The sequence below is a fragment of the Kibdelosporangium phytohabitans genome (assembly GCF_001302585.1).
Lineage (GTDB): Bacteria > Actinomycetota > Actinomycetes > Mycobacteriales > Pseudonocardiaceae > Kibdelosporangium > Kibdelosporangium phytohabitans.
Genome location: NZ_CP012752.1, coordinates 8,057,867 through 8,080,880, shown reverse-complemented (window position 1 = coordinate 8,080,880; position 23,014 = coordinate 8,057,867). Strand labels below are relative to the sequence as shown.

At 68.7% G+C, this 23,014-nt stretch carries 18 protein-coding genes and 2 pseudogenes; 11 read left to right on the top strand and 9 right to left on the bottom strand.

What is annotated here, in order from left to right:
* The first annotated feature begins 608 nt into the window (after positions 1 to 608).
* The gene (locus AOZ06_RS36415; RefSeq protein WP_236951856.1) at positions 609 to 2,330 is read left to right on the top strand and encodes an ABC transporter ATP-binding protein; all 1,722 of its coding nucleotides are present in this window, start codon (positions 609 to 611) and stop codon (positions 2,328 to 2,330) included.
* 4 nt (positions 2,331 to 2,334) lie between these two features.
* Positions 2,335 to 3,687 (top strand): aminodeoxychorismate synthase component I, encoded by a 1,353-nt coding sequence (gene pabB, locus AOZ06_RS36410; protein ID WP_054293529.1) that lies wholly within the window; start codon positions 2,335 to 2,337, stop codon positions 3,685 to 3,687.
* Positions 3,688 to 3,694: 7 nt separating this feature from the next.
* Here pabB and AOZ06_RS36405 read toward each other — a convergent pair whose 3' ends face one another.
* From AOZ06_RS36405 to AOZ06_RS36390, 3 genes are all read right to left on the bottom strand, one after another.
* Positions 3,695 to 4,120, bottom strand: a complete 426-nt coding sequence (locus AOZ06_RS36405) for a hypothetical protein (protein ID WP_054293528.1) — start codon at positions 4,118 to 4,120, stop codon at positions 3,695 to 3,697.
* Between the two features lie 485 nt (positions 4,121 to 4,605).
* Positions 4,606 to 5,589 carry a hypothetical protein gene (locus AOZ06_RS36395; RefSeq protein WP_054293526.1) on the bottom strand — a complete coding sequence of 328 codons (984 nt, stop codon included), beginning with the start codon at positions 5,587 to 5,589 and terminating at the stop codon, positions 4,606 to 4,608.
* A 167-nt stretch (positions 5,590 to 5,756) separates the two neighbouring features.
* Positions 5,757 to 9,098 (bottom strand): phosphodiester glycosidase family protein, encoded by a 3,342-nt coding sequence (locus tag AOZ06_RS36390; protein WP_054293525.1) that lies wholly within the window; start codon positions 9,096 to 9,098, stop codon positions 5,757 to 5,759.
* Positions 9,099 to 9,247: 149 nt separating this feature from the next.
* Between AOZ06_RS36390 and AOZ06_RS60615 the strand changes: the two are divergent.
* Both AOZ06_RS60615 and AOZ06_RS60610 read left to right on the top strand, forming a co-directional pair.
* A pseudogene (locus AOZ06_RS60615) lies at positions 9,248 to 10,297 on the top strand (glycerophosphodiester phosphodiesterase family protein); the annotation flags it as partial.
* Between the two features lie 15 nt (positions 10,298 to 10,312).
* Positions 10,313 to 11,299 carry a glycerophosphodiester phosphodiesterase family protein gene (locus tag AOZ06_RS60610; RefSeq protein WP_236952470.1) on the top strand — a complete coding sequence of 329 codons (987 nt, stop codon included), beginning with the start codon at positions 10,313 to 10,315 and terminating at the stop codon, positions 11,297 to 11,299.
* A 2-nt stretch (positions 11,300 to 11,301) separates the two neighbouring features.
* Here AOZ06_RS60610 and AOZ06_RS36380 read toward each other — a convergent pair whose 3' ends face one another.
* From AOZ06_RS36380 to lon, 5 genes are all read right to left on the bottom strand, one after another.
* Positions 11,302 to 12,438, bottom strand: a complete 1,137-nt coding sequence (locus AOZ06_RS36380) for a serine/threonine-protein kinase (protein WP_054293524.1) — start codon at positions 12,436 to 12,438, stop codon at positions 11,302 to 11,304.
* 324 nt (positions 12,439 to 12,762) lie between these two features.
* Positions 12,763 to 13,530, bottom strand: coding sequence for a 6-phosphogluconolactonase (pgl, locus tag AOZ06_RS36375; RefSeq protein WP_054293523.1), 768 nt, complete (start codon positions 13,528 to 13,530; stop codon positions 12,763 to 12,765).
* Positions 13,531 to 13,535: 5 nt separating this feature from the next.
* A complete protein-coding gene (locus tag AOZ06_RS36370) occupies positions 13,536 to 14,468 on the bottom strand; it encodes an asparaginase (RefSeq protein ID WP_083472162.1) in 933 nt (310 codons plus the stop codon).
* A gap of 1,139 nt (positions 14,469 to 15,607) precedes the next feature.
* On the bottom strand, positions 15,608 to 16,297 hold the full coding sequence (locus tag AOZ06_RS36365) for a Clp protease N-terminal domain-containing protein (protein WP_054293521.1): 690 nt from the start codon (positions 16,295 to 16,297) through the stop codon (positions 15,608 to 15,610).
* Between the two features lie 731 nt (positions 16,298 to 17,028).
* Positions 17,029 to 19,377, bottom strand: a complete 2,349-nt coding sequence (gene lon / locus AOZ06_RS36360; RefSeq protein ID WP_054297180.1) for an endopeptidase La — start codon at positions 19,375 to 19,377, stop codon at positions 17,029 to 17,031.
* 250 nt (positions 19,378 to 19,627) lie between these two features.
* On the opposite strand from lon, the gene AOZ06_RS57080 reads away from it, so the two are divergent.
* A complete protein-coding gene (locus tag AOZ06_RS57080) occupies positions 19,628 to 19,801 on the top strand; it encodes a hypothetical protein (RefSeq protein WP_157233447.1) in 174 nt (57 codons plus the stop codon).
* A 135-nt stretch (positions 19,802 to 19,936) separates the two neighbouring features.
* Positions 19,937 to 20,344: a hypothetical protein gene (locus AOZ06_RS36355; RefSeq protein ID WP_054293520.1), complete on the top strand. Its 408-nt coding sequence runs from the start codon at positions 19,937 to 19,939 to the stop codon at positions 20,342 to 20,344.
* Between the two features lie 9 nt (positions 20,345 to 20,353).
* On the opposite strand, the gene AOZ06_RS61405 is transcribed toward AOZ06_RS36355, so the two are convergent.
* Entirely contained in the window at positions 20,354 to 20,479 is a 126-nt protein-coding gene (locus tag AOZ06_RS61405) for a hypothetical protein (RefSeq protein ID WP_257721436.1), read from the bottom strand.
* A gap of 257 nt (positions 20,480 to 20,736) precedes the next feature.
* Here AOZ06_RS61405 and AOZ06_RS36345 point away from each other — a divergent pair, with 257 nt between their 5' ends.
* The 5 genes and pseudogenes from AOZ06_RS36345 to AOZ06_RS36325 all read left to right on the top strand — a co-directional run bounded on the left by AOZ06_RS36345 (position 20,737) and on the right by AOZ06_RS36325 (position 23,011).
* Entirely contained in the window at positions 20,737 to 20,961 is a 225-nt protein-coding gene (locus AOZ06_RS36345; RefSeq protein WP_054293518.1) for a hypothetical protein, read from the top strand.
* Between the two features lie 162 nt (positions 20,962 to 21,123).
* Positions 21,124 to 21,312, top strand: a pseudogene (locus AOZ06_RS61775) (AMP-binding protein); the annotation flags it as partial.
* Entirely contained in the window at positions 21,310 to 21,723 is a 414-nt protein-coding gene (locus AOZ06_RS61395) for an AMP-binding enzyme (protein ID WP_335338428.1), read from the top strand. The pseudogene AOZ06_RS61775 and the gene AOZ06_RS61395, both read left to right, overlap by 3 nt.
* Positions 21,724 to 21,791: 68 nt before the next feature.
* Positions 21,792 to 22,307: a hypothetical protein gene (locus AOZ06_RS36330; protein WP_054293515.1), complete on the top strand. Its 516-nt coding sequence runs from the start codon at positions 21,792 to 21,794 to the stop codon at positions 22,305 to 22,307.
* A 182-nt stretch (positions 22,308 to 22,489) separates the two neighbouring features.
* The gene (locus AOZ06_RS36325; protein ID WP_157233446.1) at positions 22,490 to 23,011 is read left to right on the top strand and encodes a hypothetical protein; all 522 of its coding nucleotides are present in this window, start codon (positions 22,490 to 22,492) and stop codon (positions 23,009 to 23,011) included.
* Positions 23,012 to 23,014: the final 3 nt, after the last annotated feature.

Genomic DNA, 23,014 nt, shown 5'->3' with positions numbered 1-23,014 from the left:
ACGTATGCCGCTCCTCACCCTTTCGGGCGCTTGTCGATACCCGCTGGGCGACGTCAACGACCAGGCGGATACGGCAACCGGCTGAGCACGCTGAGCCACATGGGGCGCGAGCTGGCACCGCGGCGACGCGGCGGGCAGATCACGGCCGGTGTGGACCACGCGGTGTCCCCGACGAATCAGACCGGTATCCCATTGCTGCACCTGCAATCGATAGCAGGCAATGCCGCGGTGGCCGAGATGATCGTCCACCGGGGGACCTGGACACGCCGATCCGGTGACTCTCGGTGACGGGATGGCCCTGGTGAACGGCGAGCAGGCGACCGTCGCCCCGGGCGATCGACTGGTTCGGCGGCGGGGCGGGCGTGATCCCCTCCGGCTGTCCGCCATCTGGCCCGCGACCGGGGTACGGCGCCGGCCTCCGAACGGCACAACGACGGCGCCGGACCGTTGGACCAGACGAAGGCCGAGGATTGCGGCAGTACTACCAGCAGTCGTCAGCGCGATGAACGCGTCTCTGCTGCGAGGTGGCGCCACCATGCCCGAGTAGGAGCTGCGGTCATCCCGCAAACGGATGCCGGTGCACATATCGGACGTGGACCATTCGAGGTGTGCGGACGTTACTGGGGTATGCCAAGGACCATTGGATCGCGCTGACCGTAGGCCTGGTGATCGCGCTCGCCTCGGCCGCGGCGAACCTGGCGCAGCCGTTGGCCACCAAGTCGGTGGTGGACGCGCTCGCTGACGGGTCCTCGCTCAGCGGCCCGGTGGGGACACTGGCCGTTCTCGTCGTCGTCGCGTCGCTGCTCGCGGGCGCGTACACGTTCTTGCTGGACCGGACCGCCGAGAAGGTGGTGTTCTCGGTCCGCAGGCAGCTGATCGGCCGGTTGCTGCGGCTGCGTGTCCCGGAGCTGGACGGCGCCGCGCCCGGTGACCTGACCTCACGCGTGACGTCCGACAGCACGCTGCTGCAGAGCGCCACCACACAGGCGCTGATCAGCATCGTCAAGGGCGCCGCGGGCGGGATCGGCTCGATGGTCGTGATGTTCACGCTGGACGCCCGGCTGACCGGGCTGACGCTCGGGTCGCTGGCGCTGGTCGCGCTGACCATCGGTGTGCTGCTGCCCAAGATCCGCCGGGTGATCACCAAGGCACAGGAGGCGGTCGGCGAGGTCGGCGCGGGCCTGGACCGCGCGCTGGGCGCGGCGCGCACCGTCAAGGCAAGTGGCGCGGAGGCGCGAGAGGAAGCGGCGGTCACCGACTCCGCGCGCAAGGCGATGCACGCCGGGTTCACGGGTGCGAAGTACAACGCGTTGGTCGGCGGCATCATGAACCTGGCGTTCTCCGCGCCGTTCCTGCTCGTGCTCGGCGCGGGCGGGGCGTGGGCGGCGACCGGGTCGCTGCAGCTCTCGACGCTGATCGCGTTCCTGCTGACGGTCTTCTACATGACCGAGCCGCTGGCCGAACTGGTCCAGGGCGTCACCACGCTGCAACAGGGCCTCGGTGCGGTGAAGCGGATCAGGGAAGTCGAGGACATGGCCATCGAGGCGGATGTCGACGCACCGGTGACGGCGGTCGAACGCGCCGCGCCCGGGATCGCGGTGCACAACGTGAAGTTCCAGTACGCGGGCAGGTCGGCGGCGCTGGACAGCGTGTCGTTCGAGGCGCCCGCAGGCGGCCGTACCGCGATCGTCGGCCCGTCGGGCGCGGGGAAGACCACGCTGTTCGCGTTGCTCCAGCGGTTCTACGAGCCGGAGAGCGGCATGATCACGGTGGACGGCACGGACATCGCGAAGCTGACGCGCGCTGAGGTCCGTCGCAGGATCGGTTACGTCGAACAGGACGCGCCCGCGTTGTCGGGCACCCTGGAGAGCAATCTGCGGTACGCGGCGCCGGACGCGACTGACGAGGAGCTGGAGGACGTGCTGCGCGCGACCCGGCTGTCCGACCTCGTCGAACGGTTGCCCGACGGCCTGAACACGATGGTCGGGACACGAGGCGTGGCGCTCTCCGGCGGCGAACGACAGCGCCTCGCGATCGCCCGCGCGTTGTTGCGTCGCCCCCAGGTGCTGCTGATGGACGAGGCGACCTCACAACTCGACGCACGCAATGAGGTCGCGTTGCGCGAAGCGGTCGACCAGGCCGCGGAGCGCTGCACCGTGTTGCTCATCGCGCACCGCCTGTCGACCGTGGTGTCGGCGGACCGGATCGTCGTGCTCGAACGTGGCCGTGTCGCCGCCACCGGAACACACGAGCAGTTGCTCGGCGCGTCGCCGCTCTACCGGGAGTTGGCGGCATCACAGCTGCTTGTCCCCGAGGTTGTTGAACAATGACCAGGTGAACATCGCGGTAACCGAGATCGAGGTCACCCGGCTCGGGTCCGCGCTACCGGCCGAGGCGGTCTTCGACGCGCTGTACCGGGATGCCCCGCACGCCTTCTGGCTCGACAGCGCCACCGGTACCGGGTTCTCGTTCATGGGAGCGGCCAGCAGGGTCGTGCGCGCGTGGCCGGACCGGATCGAGCTGGACCGCGGCGAGGTGCTGCCGCCGGGCTTCTTCGCCTGGCTCGCCGACGCGGTGCGCGAGCGGGTCGACGTACCGGACGTGCCGTTCGGGTTCACCGTGGGCTGGGTCGGCTATCTGGGCTACGAGTTGAAAGCCGAGTGCGGCGGCGCGCGGGCGTACGAATCCGCGGACCCGGACGCGGTCATGATGTACGTGGACCGCACGATCGTGTTCGACCACGCGGCAGGCGAGACCTACCTGGTGTCGGCCGACCGGCACTGGATCACCGAGACCGCCGCGCTGCTGGCCGCGTTACCCGAGCCTGACCCGGTCCGGCCCGCGCAGTCGGCCGAAGTCCGGGCCAGGCACAGCCGTGACGCGTACATGGCGTTGATCGAACGCTGCCAGGACGCGATCCGCCGGGGCGAGAGCTACGAGGTCTGCCTGACCAACATGATCTCGGCGCGCACGGACATCGATCCGTGGCACGCGTACCGGCTGCTCCGCCGGGAAAGCCCCGCGCCGTACGGCGCCTACCTCAGGCTCGGCGACATGGCGGTGCTGAGCTCGTCACCCGAGCGGTTCCTGCGGATCGAACCGGACGGCACCGTGGAATCCCGTCCCATCAAGGGAACAAGGCCACGCGGCGCGACGCCGGAACAGGACCTGGTCCTGCGCGGGGATCTGGCGAGAAACGAGAAGGACCGCGCCGAGAACCTGATGATCGTCGACCTGGTCCGCAACGACCTCGGCCGGTGCGCGGTCGTCGGGTCGGTGCGCGTGCCCGCGATCTTCGAAGTCGAGACCTACGCGACCGTGCACCAGCTCGTCAGCACGATCCGCGCCACGCTCGGCCCGGACGTCTCACCTGTCCACTGTGTCCAGTCGGCGTTCCCCGGCGGCTCGATGACCGGCGCACCGAAGATCCGCACGATGGAGATCATCGACGAACTGGAGCGAGGCCCCCGCGGGGTGTACTCCGGTGCTCTCGGCTACTTCTCGTTGTCCGGCCACGTCGACCTGTCCATCGTGATCCGGACTCTGGTCGTGCGGCCGGGCGAAGCGCGGTTCGGGGTCGGCGGGGCGATCATCGACCCGTCGGAGCCCGGCGCCGAGTTCGACGAGACCGTCGTGAAAGCCACGGCGATGCTGCGCGTCCTCGGCGCCGGGTTCCCGGTCGGCTAGCGCGTGTTCAGCTAAGCGACCACCGGCTGGCCGGGGTGGGGATCTCCTTGTCCGGGTCATCGCCGTTGGCGCGGCCGGCGATCCACCCGTTCGAGCTGATCCTGGTGGCCGAGCTGGAGGCCCGGCCTGCCGGGACGCCGGGATCGACGACCTGGCCGTCGGTCGTCCACTTCACCGCGCGCGGGGCGGGCGAGTCGTCGATGTGGACCTCGCCGACAGCGCCTGTGCCGGCGATCCCGTGGCCCACGCTGCTTGTCGCGTTGGGCGGCAGGGGAAGGGGGACCATGCGGTACACCTTCTCGTGGCCGTGTTCCCCGGGAGCATCACGGATCCACGTGACCGCGCGGAAGGTGCCGTCGTAGACGGCCTCGCCGATGATGTCGCCGCGCTCGTCGATCCCGTTCGCCTGCGCCCGGAAGGTCCCCTGCGGCACGGGCAACGCCTTGACCTTCCCGGCCGCGTCCCACCAGATCGGCGTGAGCCCGGAGCGCCCGATCGCGACACCGGAGTTGTTGATGCCGAGGGCGACGGCGTCCGACGGCGGGGTCGAACGGCTCCAGCTGCTGGATGCTGCCGTCGGGCGTCCACTTCACGGCCGTGATGGTGTCGTCCAGCCCAAGCAGCCAGCCTGCTGTGACGCCATGGTCGTTGATGTCGTTGATGTGGTTGGCGTGCGACTCGACTGTGTTCTCGCGCGGCAGGATCGTCACCTTGCCGGCGTCGGCATCCCAGCGCACCGCCCGGCCGGACTGACCGACGATCGTCCCGCCCGCGGTGATGGCGAGCGCGCAGGCGAGTGCAGCAGCGCTTCTCCAGCGCTTCATGAAATACCCCGGTTGTGGTGGTCCCTCTCCAGCCGGAGAATGCTGAAGGCCGCGGTCACCGGTCAAGACGGCGGCCACGGCCCTCAGTCGTGGATTAACGTTTCGGCCGGGTGGGCGCCCACCGGATGGCCGGGGCCGGGATCTCCTTGTCCGGGTCCTCTGTGCGCGCCGAACCGACGATCCACCCGTTCGCGCTGATCCCGTTGGCGGCGCTGTCGGCCCGGCCTGCCGGGACACCGAGTTCGGTGACCTGGCCGTCCGCGTCCCACGTCACCGCGTGAGTGGTGGCCGAGCCGAACTGGACCCAGCCGACGGTACCCACGTCGCTGATCCGGGTCGTCCTGCTGTGGGTCGCGTTGGGCGGCAGGGGAAGGTACTCCATCCGGTACACCTTCTCGTGGCCGTGCTCACCGGGCAGGTCCCGGATCCAGGTGACCGCGCGTTCGTCGTCGCGGAAGTAGATGGTTCCGGAGATGTCACCGCGTTCGTTGATCCCGCTCGTCTCACCCCGGCCGTAGCTCTGAGGTGTCGGCAATGCCCTGACCTTGCCGTTCGCGTCCCACCAGATCGGCTGGCGGCCGGAGTGCCCGGCGATGACACCGGAGTTGTTGATCGCCGTGGGGGTGTTGTCCGCACGGGTGTCGTAGGGCTCCAGCACCTGGACCTTCCCGTCGGCGTCCCACTTCACCCCACTGCTGATCCAGCCCGGTTTCAAGTGCACACCGACCACGACGTCATGGTCATTGATGCCGTGCGCGTACGACGCCATGGCGCCTTCCGACCCCAGCGCCGTCACGGTGCCGTCGGCGCCCCAGCGCACCGCTTTTTCGTCGGACGTACCGATGGCTGTCCCGTTCTCGTTGATCGCCGAGGCGTGCGTGCGCTTTGCCGCCGGTAGTCCGGGAAGTGCCGTGATCGCTCCGTCCGCTGCCCAGCGCACGGCACGCGCGCCGTTGTTGTCCGAGACTTCGCCGACAGCCACGACCGAGCTGTTGATGTCGGCCGCCCCGGCAACGGAAAACCCCGGCAGTAAAGGAAGTTCCGAGAACGTCGGCGCCGCGGCGGCCGGAGTGGCCACACTTGCGGCGGTAGCGAGCGCGCAGGCGAGTACGACAGCGCTTGTCCAGCGCTTCATGAATCCCCCAAAGTGATGCGAACGTCCCCAGTCGCATCACCAGTTTGCCCGTGGTCCTGACCGCCGGTCAAGATCAGCGGCCAGGACCTCCCCGTCGAACCGAACGGGAATCAGGACGCGGCGCGCAACGCCACCTGGACAGTCGACCGCTGCGTCACGCCGTTGACCGTCAGCGCGACCGTGTAGGTACCCGGCCACAACGCGGTCAGCTCGCCCGTCTTCGGGTCGAGACGGGCTGTGTGCCACGGCCGCCACCCGCTCCAGTCACCGATCAGCAGGTTGAGCGAACCGGACCAGTCGTAGCTCACCGGGTAGGAAACCGGGACCGTGCGGGAACCCTGCGTCAGCGTGGCCGACACCTTCCCGGACTCACCCCAGTTCAGCGTGCTGGGCGCGGTGATCGTCAACGAGTCGACGTGCGGACGGATCTCGGCGGCCAGCCAGTCACCGCCGCGCCTGTTGTCCACGCCGAGCAGGCTCCAGCCGGTGAAGCCGCCGGATGTCGTGCCGTCGCTCGGGGCCTTGCCGGAGTTGCCGTTGATCAGATACGGCACACCGTCTACACGGGACGCGTGGAACACGCCGACGTGCCCGCCGACGAACGCGGCACCCTTGCCGGTCTCGTGCCGGAACGCACCGAGCCACTGCTCCAGCATCGAGGCCTCCAGCCGGTCGGACAGCTGGCTGCCCTTGGCCGGGGTCGGGTCACGCGGCGGGTGGTGCTGCATCACCACGACGGACCGCACCGGCTTGTCCACCTTGGCCGAGTCCAGTGCCTTGCGGAGCATCGCGGTCTGGTCGAACCCGCCGCCGCGGATCGTCCCGGTCGACGAGTCGAGCAGCACGAACCGGGTGCCCTTGTGGTCGAAGGTCCGGTTCGTCGTGCCGAATTCGCGGCGGAAGTTCTCGATCGTGCCCGGTCCCATGATCTCGTGGTTGCCCGGCACGTAGTACCACTTGAGTTCGTTGCCGAGTTCCTCGTCGAGGATCCGGTGCGCCAGTTGCAGATCAGCCGGTGCGGCCTCGTCGACGAAGTCGCCGTTGATGACGAGGAAGTCCGGTTTCCGCGCCTTGATCTCCCGCAGTGTCCGGCGCGCCGCCTTGACCAGGTCGCTGTCGGGGTTGCGGGCGACGAACTGCGAATCCGACATCACCGCGAACCGCCACGGCCGGTCGCCGACCGTCCCGTCCTGCACCACGAGCCGGTCCCGCACCGTGGTCTCGGCGGGGATCTGCACCTCTGGCGGCACCTTGGCGACGAAGTCGTCGATCAGCACCTCGCCGGTGTACTGCCGGTCGGCCTTGGTCTCGATCGTGTAGAACCGGTTGACTGTCAACGGGAACGCCATCTCGGACGGGACCGCGATCTCCATGTACTTCCAGCCGGTCCACGTGATGTACGGGCCGTAGAGCGACCTGGACTGGCCTTGGCCGTCGACCACCGTGAACGCCGTCCACTCTCCCTTGCCGTTGCCGTACACCCACGCGCCCAACGCGAGCGGCTGGCCGGGGATCTTGATCGGCTGCGGCGGGTTCGCGTACGCCGTGCGGGTTCCGGTCGACAACGTGAAGTCGTACGCCAGCTTCAACCCGGCACCCGTGTGCCCGTTGGGAACGGGAGCGACCGAGCCCGTGCCGCGTGCCGAGCCGAAGGTCCATGTGGCGCCGTCGTCGAAGGTGGCGAACGTGCGCTCCTCCAGGCCGACGGTGACCGGGATCCTGGTGACCTGCTGGCCGGCGGTGACCGTGACCACCGCGGAGCCGAGTGGCTTGAGTCCCTTGAACTGCAACGCGCCGTCGGCGGTCGGCGTGATCTCCAGCAGCGACTTGTCGTAGTCCAGCCTCAGGTCGGACGGCTCGATCGGCGCGGTGAAGCCGTCGTTGTCGTAGCCGACGATTCCCGCCTGGCCCGTCGCGCCCTGGCCGGACAGGCTGAGCCGCGCGGTGGTCGCCGTGAGCCGCGTGAGCGGCCCGAGCACGGTCAACGTCGTCTCACCGGAGATCCGCCCGTTGCGGGCGGAGACCTTCGCGGTGCCCTTCGTCGTGGCGCGGAAGATACCGTCGCTGCCGATCCAGCCACCTCCGCTCGCCTGCCACGTGTGCGAACCCTGCGCGGGGCCGTAGGTCTCGTCGTGGCCGTGCGCGATCAGCTTGCGGGTCAGACCGGGGAACACGCGGTCGGGCCGGCCGCCGGGAATCGGGTCAGTACCTGGCGCCCTTTCCCGGTCGCTGGCCGTGGTCACCCAGAAACCGTTCAGCTTCCCGGTGCCCGCGGGCGCGTACAGCGCGAGTCCGTTCGGGACGGGTCGTTCGGCGCCGTCCGACGGCTTGTTCTCGACATCGAGTTCGGTGGTGCCGGGTTCACGCGCGAGCATCGTCGACGAGCCGCCGCCGTCGAGGTTGAGCGCGTTGTACGCGCCCATTTCCTTCAGGATCGCGGCGAGGTCCTTGAGGTTGAGGCCGAGCAGGTACGGCGCCTGCCTGCCGTCGACGGTCAGCAGGAACATCTTCTTGCCGTCAGCGGAGAAACCGACCGCGGTGCGCGGGTGCAGCGGGTCGTCGGGTGCGACGATCTGGCCGTTGCGGATCAGCGGCTGGTTGCCGCCGATCAACGCCTTCGGGTTGCTGCCGTCGCTGGTCCGTGAGGAGTACTGGACCTTGACCTTGTCACCGGGCTTCAACGCGGCCAGCGTGTCCGCGCCCGCTTCGCGTCCGACGAGTGCGTAACCGTTGGCGGGCAACGCGTCCGCGCCGGGCGTCGGCCGGACCTGCGTGACGGTGTCGTTCTGCACGACCACCTCGGCGACCTTCGTGGCACCCTGCGTGCCCCGGTCGCGTGAGTACGTGCCCCAGACCGGGTTGAACACGCCGATGCCGTTGGCGTCGATCCGTGCGCTGTTGAGGTGCGTCAGCTTGGTCGTGCCCGCGGGGGTGGTCAGTGTGCCGTCGAAGAAGACGTCCATGACCCGGCCGATGCCGGCCGCGTCGATCCCGACCGCGCGGTTGTGCCCGGAGTTGGGTGACTTGACCAGCGAACCGGACTTGATCGCCGCGCCTTCGGGGGCGTTGGAGTTGTTGATGTCGAAGAAGTCGCCGTTCACCGCGGCGACCGCGCGCTTGGCGTCGGCCTGGGTGGACAGTGGCTCCGCCTTGGTGACCAGGCCGGGGTCGACGTAGTCGACGGTGGTGCCCGCGCCGAGGTCGACCGTGAGTGAGTCGCCGCGCACCCATCCGCCCGCGTCGCCCGGTTCGTACCAGTCGAATGAGCTGAGTGTCACGCCCGGGGCGACCGGCCGGGTCGTCCGCGAGGTCTCGATCCGTTTCGCCGGATCGACAGCGGACAGTGTCGAGAAGGAGTCGGGCAGGTCGGCGACCGGCGCGGCGACGGCCGGGCTGGCCAGGCCTACCAGCAAGAACAGGGGTAAGACTGCGGCCCGCTGACGTAAGGACACGGGTTGCTCCAATGTGCATGTGAACCCTTTACGGGTTGACAGCCAACCTGGTAACTGGTTGCCCGGGAAACCGCCTTTCGGTGTAGACCGGCGAAAAGTTCAGTGAATGGTTCAAGTTCGTTCGTTTCCGGCTGCGAGCATCCGCGCCCATGAGAAGCATCTGGCCGACGACAGTCGTCACAGGCACCGCGATCGCGCTGATCACGGGCCTGCTGGCGGCTCCAGCACAGGCCGAGCGCAAGCACAGCCACTCGCACGACTTCGACTTACAGGCACACCGGGGTGGGCTCGGGCTGCGGTCGGAGAGCACGCTCAGCTCGTTCGGCAACGCCATCCGGCTCGGCGTCACCACACTCGAACTCGACCTGCAGATCACCGAGGACGGCCAGGCCGTCGTCACGCACGACCGCCGCGTCGACGGCCGCAAGTGCGCCGACACCGGCCCGGTCACGCCGGGCGACCCGGAGTTCCCGTACGCCGGGAAATACGTCAACACCTTGACGCTCGCCCAGGTCAAGACGCTCGACTGCGGCTCGCGCAAGCTGCCCGAGCACCCCGGCGCGGTGCTGTCGCCCGGTTCGCGGATGCCGCTGCTGCGCGAGGTCTTCGACCTGGTCAAGCGCTACCGCGCGGACGACGTCAAGCTGAACATCGAGACCAAGGTCGAGGCGGGCGCGCCCACCGAGACCGCCCCGCGCGAGCAGTTCGTGCAGGTGGCCGCCAGGGAGATCCGGCAGGCCGGGTTCGCGCGCCGGGTCAGCATCCAGAGCTTCGACTGGGGCGCGCTGATGCGCATCCGCCAGGTCGCGCCGGAGCTGCCCATCGTCGCGCTGACCAACTACGACTTCCTGCAGACCGGCAAGCCGGGCCGCTCGCCGTGGCTCGGCGGGATCGACATCGACGACTTCGGCGGCGACCCGATCGCGGCGATCAAGTCCTTCAAGGCGGACGCCTTCTCCCCGGTGCACGGCTTCCCGCAGGCAGGCAAGGTGACCGACCCGGACTACAAGCCGTACGTCACCAAGGACATGGTCCGCCACGCGCACCGCAACGGCATCAAGGTCGTGCCGTGGACGATCGACGACGTGCCGACCATGGCCAAGCTGATCGACGACGGCGTGGACGGCATCATCACCGACTACCCGGACCGGTTGCGTGACCTGCTGAAGCAGCGCGGATTCAAGCTCCCGCGCGCCTACGCCTCGCCGTTCGACGTGCAGGCGCACCGCGGCGGCCGTTCCGTGCGGCCAGAGAACACACTGGCGTCGTTCCAGTACTCGCTCGGCCTGCCCGAGGTGTCCACCCTGGAGCTCGACGCGGGCGTGACACAGGACAACCAGCTCGTGGTCATCCACGACCGGACCGTCAACGGCTCGCACTGCGTGGACACCGCGCCGGTGAAGCCGGGTGACCCGGAATTCCCGTACGTCGGCAAGCAGATCCGCCAGTTGACGCTCGCGCAGATCAAGACGATCGACTGCGGCAGCAAGACACTGCCGGAGTTCCCCAAGCAGGTCGCCGTGCCCGGCCAGCGCATCCCGACCCTGGCCGAGGTGTTCGACCTGGTCAAGCGCAGCGGCCGGACCGACATCCGGTTCAACATCGAGACCAAGATCAGCCCGGCGGCCGACGACACCGCGCCGTACTGGCAGTTCACCCTGCAGCTGGTCGGTGCGATCGAGAAGGCCGGGATGGCGCACCGATCGACCATCCAGTCGTTCGACTGGCGCACCATCCGGTTGTCGCGTGCGATCGACCCGCGCATCGAGACCGTGGCGTTGATCTGGCAGTACGGGCCCGACGAGTGCAAGACCGTCGCCGACGAGTGCTCGCTGATGGCGGCGTATGGCGACCCGTCGGTGAAGAGCCCGTGGACCGGCGGGCTGGACTGGTGGCGCTACCGCGACCTCGGCAAGCTCGTGCGTGCCTCGGGGGCGTCCGCGGTGTCGGCGAACTGGCAGGTGCACGACCCCAAGCAGACCAAGGTCACCTCGGACGACTGGTACCGGCGCACCGACCCGAAGTACTACTTCGGACCCACCGCGCCGGACCTGGCGCCGAAGTACGGCCTGAAAGTGGTGCCGTACACGGTGAACGACGAAGCGACCATCCAACGGGTGATCGACCTCGGCGTCACGGGGATCATCTCGGACGACCCGGACGTGCTGATCGCGGTGGCGCGCCGCAACGGCCTGCGCTGACGTCAGCGCCCGGAGTTCCCTTCCCCACCGACGTGCGGGGGAGGGAACTTCCACGGCTGGTGCGGCTTCTTCCCGAGCCTCGGACGGGCGAGCGGCTCCCACGGATGCCACGGAAGCAGAGCGCCTGCCGTCGGCGTCGTCGTGATGGGCGGGAGCAGGATGCCGGGTTGCTCGCGGACTCCCTCTGCGACGGCGGGTGGCCGGTCGATCACCTGGCCGGCGGGCCGATCGACGACTTCGGTGATGACCGGCGGCGTCACCGTCACGTCGGTGGTTGCCTGCTGGGGTGCGACGCGTGGCTGAGGCGGCTGCTTCGGCAGGTTCATCGCGATGGTGATGCCGGTCGCCGCAATCGCGGCCGCGACGGCCGCGATCAGCACCGTCCGCGTCTGAACACGCGACTTCGCCGACGAACCACGCAGCAGGTCGACACACGTGGCCGCGTCGGGCCGGTCGTTCGGGTCCGCGCACACCATGGCCCGCAACGCGGCGGCGTGCGGCAGATCCGGGTCGATGATGGGTGCGCGGCTCAACCGGGCGAGCGCGGTCGTCCTGCCGTCACCGGGGTACTCGGTCCGCCCGGTCAACGCCTCGAGCAGAACGAGGCCGAGCGAGTACACGTCGGAAGCCATCGTCGGGTCGTCGCCGTTGACCTGCTCCGGCGCGAGATAGGAGACGACCGTGCCCGGCGAGGTGCCGACATTGGTGAGGCAGGGCTCCATCCCAGGCCCGAGCAACACGTTGCCGGGGTGGACGTCCCGGTGGGCCACACCCTGCGAATGCGCGTAAGCCAAGGCTCGCCCGAGCGCGGATCCGAGTTCGGTCACAGCACCCGCGTCCAACGTGCCACCAGCCAGCCGCGCCTTGAGCGTCGTACCCGCGACGAACTCCTGAACCACGAACGGTTCACCGTCATGGGTGACACCGGCATCGAGCACACGGACAAGGCCGGGATGCGCAAGATCAGTCAGCGCGCCCGCCCGTTCGACGAAAAGATCCGGTTCCTCCTGCTGACCGAGGAGCCGGACCGCGACGACCTGGCGCAGGTGCAGGTCCCACCCGCGCATCACCTGCCGTCCCAGCGGCGTGATCAGCCGGTACCGACCGGCGAGCTCACGAATGCCTGAGTCCTCGGTCACCCCTCGAAACTAGGTGACCGGCGCCGCCAAGTGCACGGATATGCACAGGCCGCAAAGGGATTCGCCGCGTCAGCGAGCGGGCACCGTGGACAGGCCCACGCGCGCCGGAACTCGTCCAGCAGCAGCCCCCGGCCGGCATGGTGGCCTCCTTCTCGCTCCCGCCGGTGCTCTGCGACCCGCCGCAACTACCGGATCAGCTCGCGCGGCGGACAGGCAGGGGTAGTCGAACGGCTCGGGGATGCCGATCACGCGGGCGCGCAGCACGTTGACACGAGACGCAGGGCGAAGATCCACTTGGCGTTGAGGAAAGTCTGGGCCCGCAGTTCAGGCGCGATGGGTGCCCGGTGCCTTGGCGGCGGCTGCCTTGTCCAGGAGCCAGACCGTGCGGGATCGGCCACGTGCGCCCGCTGCCGGGATGTCCACCTCGGTGGCGCCGTCGAGTGCCAGGCCGACCGCGTCTGCCTTGCTTTCGCCGCCGGTCAGCAACCAGACCTCGCGGGAGCGGCGGATCGCGGGCAGTGTCAGCGAGACGCGCGTGGGCGGCGGTTTCGGGCAGTCGCGCACAGCCACGACCGTCCGGTCCGTCTCGTGGACGGCAGGGGAGTCCGGGAAGATCGAGGCGGTGTGGCCTTCCTCGCCGACCCCCAGCAGGCACACGTCGAACGCGGGCACGGTCTCCTCGCCGGGTGCCTTCGCCACCAGCAGGCGCGCGTATGCCTCAGCGGCCGCGTCCGGGTCGTCGCCGAACTTCCCGTCTGACGGCTCCATCACGTGCACACGCGCCGGGTCGACCGGCAGGTGGTCCAGGAATGCCTCCCGTGCCTGGGTTTCGTTGCGGTCGGGGTCTCCCGCAGGCAGGAATCGTTCGTCGCCCCAGTAGAAATCCACACGGGACCAGTCCACCGCGTCCTTGGCCGGCACGGCCAGCACCTGCGCGAGCACAGCTGTTCCCGTTCGGCCGCCGGTCAGCACCACGGACGCCGACCCCGTGGCGGCCTGGGCGTCGATGATCGCTGTCACCAGCCGCGCCGCCGTGGCGGCGGCGAGCGAATTCGAATCGGCGAGTACCACGACCTGAGGCGCTGCTGTCATAACCGCTATCCAAGCAGGTGAGCGAACCACTCGCGTGCCGAGTCCACCGCCTTCCTGGTGGCGTGCGTGGTGGCCAACGCGGCCATCAACGCGATCCGGGCGTGCACCGGGCTGAGGCCGTGCGCGCTGATCGCCCCCACCTTCCCGGCCAGGCTGGTCATGCCCGGCGTGCTCGCCCGTGAGGCGATGACGACCGGGATTCCCCACTCGACCAGCTCGCTGATCGGGATGAACAACTCGACCGGGACGTTGCCCGACCCGGTGCCCTCCAACACGACGCCGCGAGCCCCCGCGTCCGTCACCGCGGTGAGCAAGGACGCCGGCATGCCCGGGTAGGTCTTGACCAACGCCACGTCGGTCTCCGGCACACCGTCGATGTCCGGTGTGCGGCGTGGGGGAGCCGCGGCCAGCCGAACGCCCGAACCGCGGCTGACACGGCCAAGGACCGGATCCGACTCGAACGCCGTCGCAGTCACCAGCCGAGCCCATCTCGCGGCGTGTAACTCGCCGTTGAAGCACACCACCGTGCTGTCCACCGCCGGATCTGCGGCAGCGATCACCGCGGTGACCAGATTGCCGGGCCCGTCACTGCCCGGTTCGTCGAAAGGCGCCGTCCCACCCGTGAACACAACCGCACCCCGCACCTGCCCAACGACGAGCTCGGTGAGGAAAGCTGTCTCCTCCAGCGTGTCGACGCCGTGCGTGACCACCACACCGTCGAACCCCTCCACCAACGCCGACCGTGCTCTACGGGCGATGGCCAGCATCGTGGCGGGCGACGTGTCCCAGCTCGGCTCGGCCATCACATCCTCGACCGTGACGTCCACACCCGGCACGTCCGCGATCCCCCGCAACAGTTGCGCGCCGGTAGCCACCCCAGGCGGATCGGTCAGGTAGGCCATCGTGTCGCCAGTCGCGACAAGCAGTACACGCCTCAAACCAACGCTGCTTCCTGGTCATTGATCAAGATCGATCAGTTTCGGATGATTCTTCGGTGTTCGTGCCGGGCCTAGCCCAGGTGGTTGCGGCCGTCGGCGATCACTGCGCCTGGGTTGCTGCGCCTGCTCCGCTCGGCCTTTGGCATGACCGCCTCCTTTCGTGACGCTGCCGACGATTGATCGCAAGGCTGTGTCGCAGGTGCGCGGGCCGCACCACGTCTGCTCGGAAGGGGCCTTGGTTCGGGTGGTCTTGGTCTCCGGCCGATGGCCTGCGGTATGTGCCTAGTGGGGTAGGACAGCGTGGGCCGCATCTTCGCCCACCGCGCCCGGCGGCGATTGAGCCGATGGGCGACTGCAAGTTTGTTTCACAGGTGCGGGGGTTGCGGCACGCCTGCTTTGGCGGTGCAGTGAATCTGGGCCGGTCCGGGTAGGTGTTTGTGTGTGCTGGCTCCGTTCGGGCTTGTGAGGGTTGGGCGTCTTGGGGTGTGTGGTTGCTGTGTGAGGAGGTCTGCGTCGGGCTCGTGTGGTGTCTTGTGGCCCTGTGGCGTTGTGGGTAGGACCGCGTGGACCGTGTCTTTGTCCACTGTGTCCGGGTGGGTTTTGACGTGGTCGGGCGGGTCTGCGGGAGTTCGCGAGATCGCGCGGAGGTGTCGCCGGTGTGCGGGCTGCGGCGTGTCTGCTTGGCAGGTGCAGTGGATCCGGGGCAGGTTCGGGTTCGGGATGGTGGTGCGGGCTGGCTCCGTTCGGGTTTGCATGGGGTTGGGCGTCTTGGGGTGTGTTGTTGGGTGAGGAGGTCTGTGTCAGGCTTGTGTGGATGTCCTGCGGCCCTTCGCCTTGTGGGTAGGGCAGCGTGGACTGCGTCTTTGCCCACTGCGCCCGGCGGGTGATCGAGCCCACGGACGACCGCACGGCTGTGTCGCAAGTGCGCGGGCTCCGGCGCGCCTGCCTGGCAGTGCAGCGAATCCGGGTTCGGGGTCGGGTTCGGGTCGGTGTTGCGTGTACTGGCTCCGTTGGGCCTGTACGGATTGGACCGTCTCGGGTTCGTGTGGTTGTTGCGCCGGCTGGTCTGGCCCAGATGTCCTAAACCAATGCTCCCAACAGGAATGCCACCACGATCACGAGTACGACGACCTTGATCATCAGGATTCCGTGCGTTCTTCCAGGCGCTCGATCCGTTCGATGACCGGCTTCAACTCCTTGCGGATGGCGGCCGCGATCGGATCCATACCGGACTGTGCGCGCAGGTGGGCGTACCCCGTCAACGCGGCGACGACGGTTTTTCGTGCGGTGCGCAGTTCCACGCCTGCCTCGTGTAGGACCTCCCCGGCTGCTCCGGAAGGCTCGCTCAACAGGCCGAGTAACAGGTGCTCACAGCCGACGTAGTTGTGTCCCAACGCGATCGCCTCGGTCACGGTCAGCTCGAGCGCGTTCGCGGCGGGGCCGCTGAACTGTTTCGCTGGTGCGCCGTCGGCTGAGGGCAGCCGCGCGGCCAGTGCCCGTTCTACGACCACTGGGTCGATTTCCATCGCCCGCAGCACTTGCAGGGCCAGGTTGGAGCCTTCGCTGAGCATTCCGTGCAGCAGGTGTTCGGTGCCCACCGCTGGGGCGCCGGCTGATCGTTCCATACCGAGCCTGATCACGGTACGCATCCGCTCGGTGAACTGGGCCAGTTGTAAATCGCCCACGTCGTCCAGCGTCATCGCGCGGATCGCCGAGACCCGCCGCACGGACTGTTCCAGCGCGCGTTGGCAGATCGCCGACACCGGCAGGCTGGCCGCCTTGACCGCGTCGGCCAGTTCGTCGGGGAGGTAGACGTTGACTTTGGGCATAACCCCATTTGTACCCCCATCTAGGGTTATATGCAAGGGGCGGCCATCGAGCACCGGCAGGCTTCGATCGGCAGCCAGCCGGCGGCTCGACCGCGGGAACCGGCGATCGGCTTGGATGTCTTGGACGATCACCGGAACTACGACGCGTTCGGCTGTCTGTCCGGGGTCCGCGACTTCGCCGACTTCCGGCGGATCGCGGCCGATCGCGGCTGGTCGCGGCTGGTCGCGGTGCGCCCGGCGACGGTTCGGCCGCCACCTTCGCCGACATCGGGCATTTCCGTGCCTCGGCGTCACCTGGATCGGCTGGCCGGAGATCGAGGCCATCGACTGGGAGGAACGCGCGGACCTGCCCGACAGCCACGTGCGCATGTCAACGACAACCTGACGGCAGTCTGGTCTGGCGGGGAAAATCGGTTCTGGCCAGCCGTTCGCCGAAGCCAGTGGCCTTCCGATGACGGCACAGGGCGATGGGAGGACCTGACCGGAGGGCACCGAACGGATCGGCGGCGACATGGTCTTCCGCAGTGAACGCCTGTGCCGCGGGGACGCGGTCACCTGGGAATGGGAACCGGTCTGGACTGTCATGCGGGCGCTGGCCACGGCGACGACAAGGTGCGGCTCATCGTCTGGTTCGGCAGCCAGGAAGCCAAACAAGCAGATCCGGCGCCCACTGCGCGCCGGATCTGCTTGCTTGAGCGCGTTTTACCGCGCTGTACTACGTTTCCTGTTGGTCAGGCGGCGATCGCGGCCGTCGAGGTGGCCGGTTCCAGTGCCAGGCCCAGCACGTCGCGGACGTCGCTGACCAGGTGCACGGTCAGCTCCTTCAGCACCGTCTCCGGCACGTCCTCCAGGTCCGGCTCGTTGCGCTTGGGCAGCAGGACCGTGGTCAGTCCGGCGCGGTGCGCGGCGAGCAGCTTCTGCTTCACGCCACCGATCGGCAGGACCCGGCCGGTCAGCGACACCTCACCGGTCATCGCGACCTCCGAACGCACCGGCCGTCCCGACAGCAGCGACGCCAACGCGGTCGTCATGGTGACGCCCGCGCTCGGGCCGTCCTTCGGAACCGCGCCTGCCGGGACGTGGATGTGGATGTTGCGTTCCGACAGGTCGCCGACCGGCAGTTCGAGCTCCGCTCCCCGCGACCGCAGGTACGACAGGGCGATCTGCGCGGACTCCTTCATGACGTCGCCCAGTTGCCCGGTCAGCGTCACGCCGGTGTGCCCGGTTTCCTTGTCCGCCAGCGAGGCTTCGACGAACAACACGTCGCCGCCGATCCCGGTGACCGCGAGACCCGTTGCCACGCCTGGAACCGAGGTGCGCTCGCCGGACTCCGGCTTGTGCTTCGGGCTGCCGAGGTACTCCTTGACGTCCTTCGGTCCGATGTGGATGGACTTGAGGTCCTCGCCGAGCGCCAGCTTGGTCGTCACCTTGCGCAGCACCCGTGCCACCGCCCGCTCCAACTGCCGGACACCGGCCTCACGCGTGTACTCGGCGGCCAGCAGCCGCAGCGCGTCGTCGTCGAACTTCACGTCGTCGACGGTCAGGCCCGCGCGGTCCAGCTGGCGGGGCAGCAGGTGGTCACGGGCGATGACGACCTTCTCGTCCTCGGTGTAGCCGTCCAGCTGCACCAGCTCCATGCGGTCCAGCAGCGGGCCGGGGATGGATTCCAGTACGTTGGCCGTCGCGAGGAAGACCACGTCGGACAGGTCCAGCTCGACTTCCAGGTAGTGGTCGCGGAACGTGTGGTTCTGCGCCGGGTCGAGCACTTCCAGCAGCGCGGCGGTCGGGTCGCCCCGGTAGTCCGCGCCGACCTTGTCGATCTCGTCGAGCAGCACGACCGGGTTCATCGAACCGGCTTCCTTGATGGCACGCACGATCCGGCCGGACTGCGCGCCGACGTACGTGCGCCGGTGGCCGCGGATCTCGGCCTCGTCGCGCACACCGCCCAGCGCGACCCGGACGAACTCGCGTCCCATGGCCCGCGCGACGGACTCGCCCAGCGACGTCTTGCCGACACCGGGCGGGCCGACCAGCGCAAGCACAGCGCCGCTGCGCCGTCCGCCGACGACACCGAGGCCGCGGTCAGCGCGGCGGCGGCGAACCGCCAAGTACTCGACGATGCGCTCCTTGACGTCGTCCAGGCCCGCGTGGTCGGCGTCGAGCACCGCCCGCGCGCCCTTGATGTCGTAGCTGTCCTCGGTGCGGTTGTTCCACGGCATGTCCAGGACTGTGTCCAGCCACGTGCGGATCCAGCCGACCTCGGGCGACTGCTCGGACGTGCGCTCCAGTTTGTCGACCTCGGCGAGCGCTGCCTTCGCCACGTGCTCGGGCAGGTCCGCCTCCTCGACGCGGGCGCGGTAGTCCTGCTCCTCGGACGCGGGTTTGCCGTCCAGCTCGGCCAGTTCCTTGCGGATCGCGGCGAGCTGCTGGCGCAGCAGGAACTCGCGCTGCTGCTTCTCGACGCCTTCCTTGACGTCCTTGTTGATCGTCTCGGCGACGTCCAGTTCGGCGATGTGCTCCTGCGCCCAGGTGACGAGCTTGGCCAGCCGCTCGGTGACGTTCGCCGTCTCCAGCAGCCACAGCTTCTGCTCCTCGGTGAGGTACGGGGCGTACCCGGCCAGGTCGGCCAGCTGCGCCGGATCGCTCACCTGCTGCACCTGGTCGACGACCTGCCAGGCGCCGCGGCGCTGCAGGATCGCGGTGGTCAGAGTCTTGTACTCCTTGGCGAGCTCGCGTGCGCGCTCGTCGGCCACGTCGTCGAGCTCGGTGGCCTCGACCCACAGGGCCGCGCCGGGGCCGCTGGTCGCGGCGCCGATCCGGGCGCGGGAGATGCCGCGCACGACGGCGGCTTTCTGCCCGCCGGGCAGGCGGCCGATCTGTTCGATCTCGCCGACCGTGCCTGCCTTGGCGTATTTCCCGTCCAGCCTGGGGACCAGCAGTATCTTCGACTGGCCGGCGGCCTGTGCCGCGTCGATGGCGGCGCGCGCGTCGGCCTCGGCGAGCCGGACCGGAACGACCATTCCGGGCAGCACGACGACGTCATCCAGCGGCAGAACGGGGAGGTTCAAGGTCTCGCTCACGGCTGTCACACCCTCTACGAAGAAGATTGAGTCTGATTCGCTCAACTACGTAGATCGGCGAACAATTCCACCGTTCGCTCACGGCGATCGGGCTGGGTGTGCTCGACACTGTTGTCGGCGGATTTCCGCTGGTGGGGGATCTGAGGTGGGAAGTCGTGTCGCGCAAGGCCGGCCTGACGCTGCTGTGGGTGCTGCTGGTGCTGCCCATGTTCGCCGGGACGAGGATCGGCACGGGCAGCGCGGTGCGGCCGTGGCCGGCCCCGAACTCGCCGCTCCGCTGGTTGCGCACACGGCGGCGATCCAGCGCGCGCAGTCGTCGCCGAAGTTGCTGCGGATCATGGGCAGCTGTGTGCTCGTCGTCGGCGTGCCGGCTCTGCTGACCTATGTGGCAGGGGGAACCCCGGCTGGACGGGCGTGCTCATGATCGTGGGCGGGCCGCTGTTGCTGGTGCCCTCCTTCGGGGTGGGTAAGGTCCAGGCGCGTATCGCGCAGGCGCAGCGGGCGACGGAGAGCCGGTGGGGCGCGCAGGTGCGGGGATCGGGACTGCAGGGAGACTGAGATGCCGCGCTGGATCGCCAGCATCAGTCCGTCGTCCGATGCGCTCGACGGACTCGACCGGGCTCAGCGCCTGCGGGTCGTCAGAACTGTCCGGCGCGGTGAAGCGGCCGACAGCCTCGAACTGGCCAACCCGTTGGTGGCGTACGCGTCCGCGAGCCTGCGTTGGCACGCCTCGATGCGGGTGTTGCGGATCGTGAGCCTTGTGCTCGTCGTCTGTGGTGCGGTGCTCGTCCTGCTGGGGTCCGTGGGTGAGGGGGATCTCGACTGGCTGGATGTGGCACCGGTCGCCGTTGTGGCAGCCCTGGTGGCGTATTTCGTCGTGGACGCCAGACGGCAAGTGCTTGTCGAGCAGTCCATGCGGGCGACGGAAAACCGGTGGGGCTTGGGAAGCGGGCCGGTCAAGCCGTAGCAGGCGGTATCAGTGCGGCGGTGCCGTCGAGGAGACGGTCGACACCATGAACACCGCGTAGGCCGTGTCGCGTTCGGCCAGTCCGGCGCCGCGCAGCACCCCGAGGCGCCCGGCGACACGGGCTATCGTGAGCATCAGCAGTGCGCTGGAGGCGTTGGCGGAACACGAGGAACGAACCGCGCTGTCCTGTCGCAGCCGTGAGACCACCTACGGCGAGCTGCTGGCGGCCGTGTACCGCACCGCACGGGCATTACAGCGACGCGGTTCGCGGCGCGGCGACGGCTTGTCCTCGTCGCGGGTAACCGTCCAGAGGCGTTCGTGGTGCGCTTGGCGGCGTTCACGCTCGGATTGCGCCTGACCCGCTGCTCCCGGGCTCGCCGCATCTGCAACACGTGGTCGACGACGCACGCGCCACCACCGTCATCACGGACCTGGACGAGCTGAGCGCGGCAGCCAAGGCCGAGTCGGCGGACCTGTTGCCGGTAGTGGCCAGGGAAGAGGACATCGCGCGGGTGCTGGACACCAGCGGCACCACAGGCCTGCCACCGTCGAGATCCTCGACGGTTTCGATCCCGACCAGTTCGTCGACGCCGTGCAGCAGGCCGACATGGCGGTGACATACCTGTACCCGTCCTGGCTGTACCGGCTGCTTGACCGTCCCGGCGCGGAATTCAGCGCGTTGCAGTTCCTCACCTACGGGAGCGCCCCGATAGCACCGGCCCGGCTGCGTCAAGCGCTTGCTCGGTTCGGGCCGAGGCTGATGCAGAACCTACGCGACAACCGAAGCGCCCGCGACGTCAGTGCTCGGCCCGGCGGACCACGCTGCCGCGACGGGTGATCGCCCCGAACTGCTCGGCTCCGTCGGCAGGCCGCTGCCCGGCGTCACCGTCGAACTGCGGACACCGCAAGGAAACCCCGTCGCGCCAGGCGAGATCGGTGAGGTGTGCGTCAAATCGGCGTCGGTGATGCCGGGGTACTGGAGCCGCCCGGAGCTGACCGCGACCGCACTGCGAGACGGCTGGCTGCACACCGGGGACCTCGGCCGCTTCGACGACCACGGCTACCCCTACCTGGCGGGACGCATCAAGGACATCATCATCGCCAACGGTTGCAACCACTACGCCGGTCCCATCGAGGACGCGCTGACCAGTCACCCAGCGGTCGGCGAGGCCGCGGTCGTCGCCGTACCCGACGATCACACCGGCGGAGCGGCCCACGTATTCGTTGTCGCACCGGGCATCGAAGCGAACGAACTGCTCGACTGGGCAAGTGGGCGACTCGGTGTTCCCGTCACGATCACGGTCATCGACACCATGCCGACCACAGCTTTGGGCAAGCCGGGCAAGAAAGAACTGGCCAGGCGGACACCCCGGCCCTGAGCGGTGTTGCGTTCGCGGGCCCGTCGGCGATGACACGAGACGGACGATCGTCGTCGAGGGGAGCGTTCGTGTCGAAGTTCGCCCAATTGGCCGTCTTGTGGCTGGTCTACTCGGTCCTGTTCACCGCGGGGTTGTGGCTCAGCGGCGGCAACGCGGTGGTCATGTTCGTCGGCGGTCCGGTGACGGCGCTGGTCATCGTCCTGGTGATGCGGCACCGGCTGGTGCTCAGCACACTCGAGGGGCTGGACGTGAAACAGCGGTGGCGGATCGGCAGGGCGATGCACCGCGGCGTGGCGGTGGACAGCCGGGAACTCGCCCGTCCGCTCATGGATCACGCGTCCGAGATCCTGCGTACCCAGTTCTCGCTGAAGTTCGTGCGTGCGAGTTCGATGGTGGTCCTGGTCTGCGGTGTGCTCGCGGTCGGGTTGAGCCTCGTTGTCGAGGGGATGCCTGGGTGGAGCGGCCTGGCTTTGATCGCCGGTGGCGTGCGCCTGTGGCTGTGGCTGCGGTACTTGGTGTGGGTCCGTGAGCGGTTCGAGCGGTCCAGCCGGGAAACGGAAGGCAGGTGGTTTCCCTGGCAATGATCCACCGGGTTGGTGCGTTCGGAGCAATCCGCGCTCCCACCCGCAAGACTGATCAGCTTTCTGGGTAATCCCTCCCCTGGGAGGGAACATGACGAGACGCATCGGCTGCTCGCTGTGTTCATCGCGTTCGGTTTGGTCGCACAGTCGTTGCGATTGACCGAAGAACGGTTCGGGGAGTGACGATGACGCGTGTGGTGGCGCTGGGGCTGGCCAGCGGCGTGCTGTTCGGCGCGACGATGGGTTTCCTCAACGACAACGTCTGGGTTGGTGTCGTGGGTGGGGTGTACTTCGGCGTGTTCATGGCCGTGGTGATGCGGCGCTCGTGGGAAGCCCGGCCGCTGAAAGGGCTCGATCGGTCCCAGCGCAGACATGTCGCCCGCACCATGCGCCGCGGCGAAGCCATGGATGACGCGAAACTCGCACGCCCATTGGTCGAGAGCGCCAACGCCCTGCTCGCCACGCCCTTCCCGGTCGTGCTCATGCGGGCCGTGTTCGTGCTGATGTTCGTGCTGGGTGCTGCGGTCGTCGTCCTGGATGTCGTGGACGGCGAGGTACCCGCGGTGAGCGGCGTACTGCTGATGCTGTTCTCGCTCGTTTTCCTCTTCGCCGTCGTGCCGATGGGCATCCGGCAGCGGGAACGAGCCGACCGGTCGAAGCGGGCAACACAAAGCCGGTGGGGTGACAACCCCACCGGCTCAGTGTGATCC

What these genes read in the sequence shown, in the direction of transcription:
- pgl (WP_054293523.1), bottom strand. Translation starts at nt 13,530, where the DNA reads ATGACAGCAGCGCCTCAGGTCGTGGTACTCGCCGATTCGAATTCGCTC.
- AOZ06_RS36365 (WP_054293521.1), bottom strand. Translation starts at nt 16,297, where the DNA reads ATGCCCAAAGTCAACGTCTACCTCCCCGACGAACTGGCCGACGCGGTC.
- AOZ06_RS36355 (WP_054293520.1), top strand. Translation starts at nt 19,937, where the DNA reads ATGCCGCGCTGGATCGCCAGCATCAGTCCGTCGTCCGATGCGCTCGAC.
- AOZ06_RS61405 (WP_257721436.1), bottom strand. Translation starts at nt 20,479, where the DNA reads ATGCTCACGATAGCCCGTGTCGCCGGGCGCCTCGGGGTGCTGCGCGGC.
- AOZ06_RS61395 (WP_335338428.1), top strand. Translation starts at nt 21,310, where the DNA reads ATGCCGGGGTACTGGAGCCGCCCGGAGCTGACCGCGACCGCACTGCGA.
- AOZ06_RS36325 (WP_157233446.1), top strand. Translation starts at nt 22,490, where the DNA reads ATGACGCGTGTGGTGGCGCTGGGGCTGGCCAGCGGCGTGCTGTTCGGC.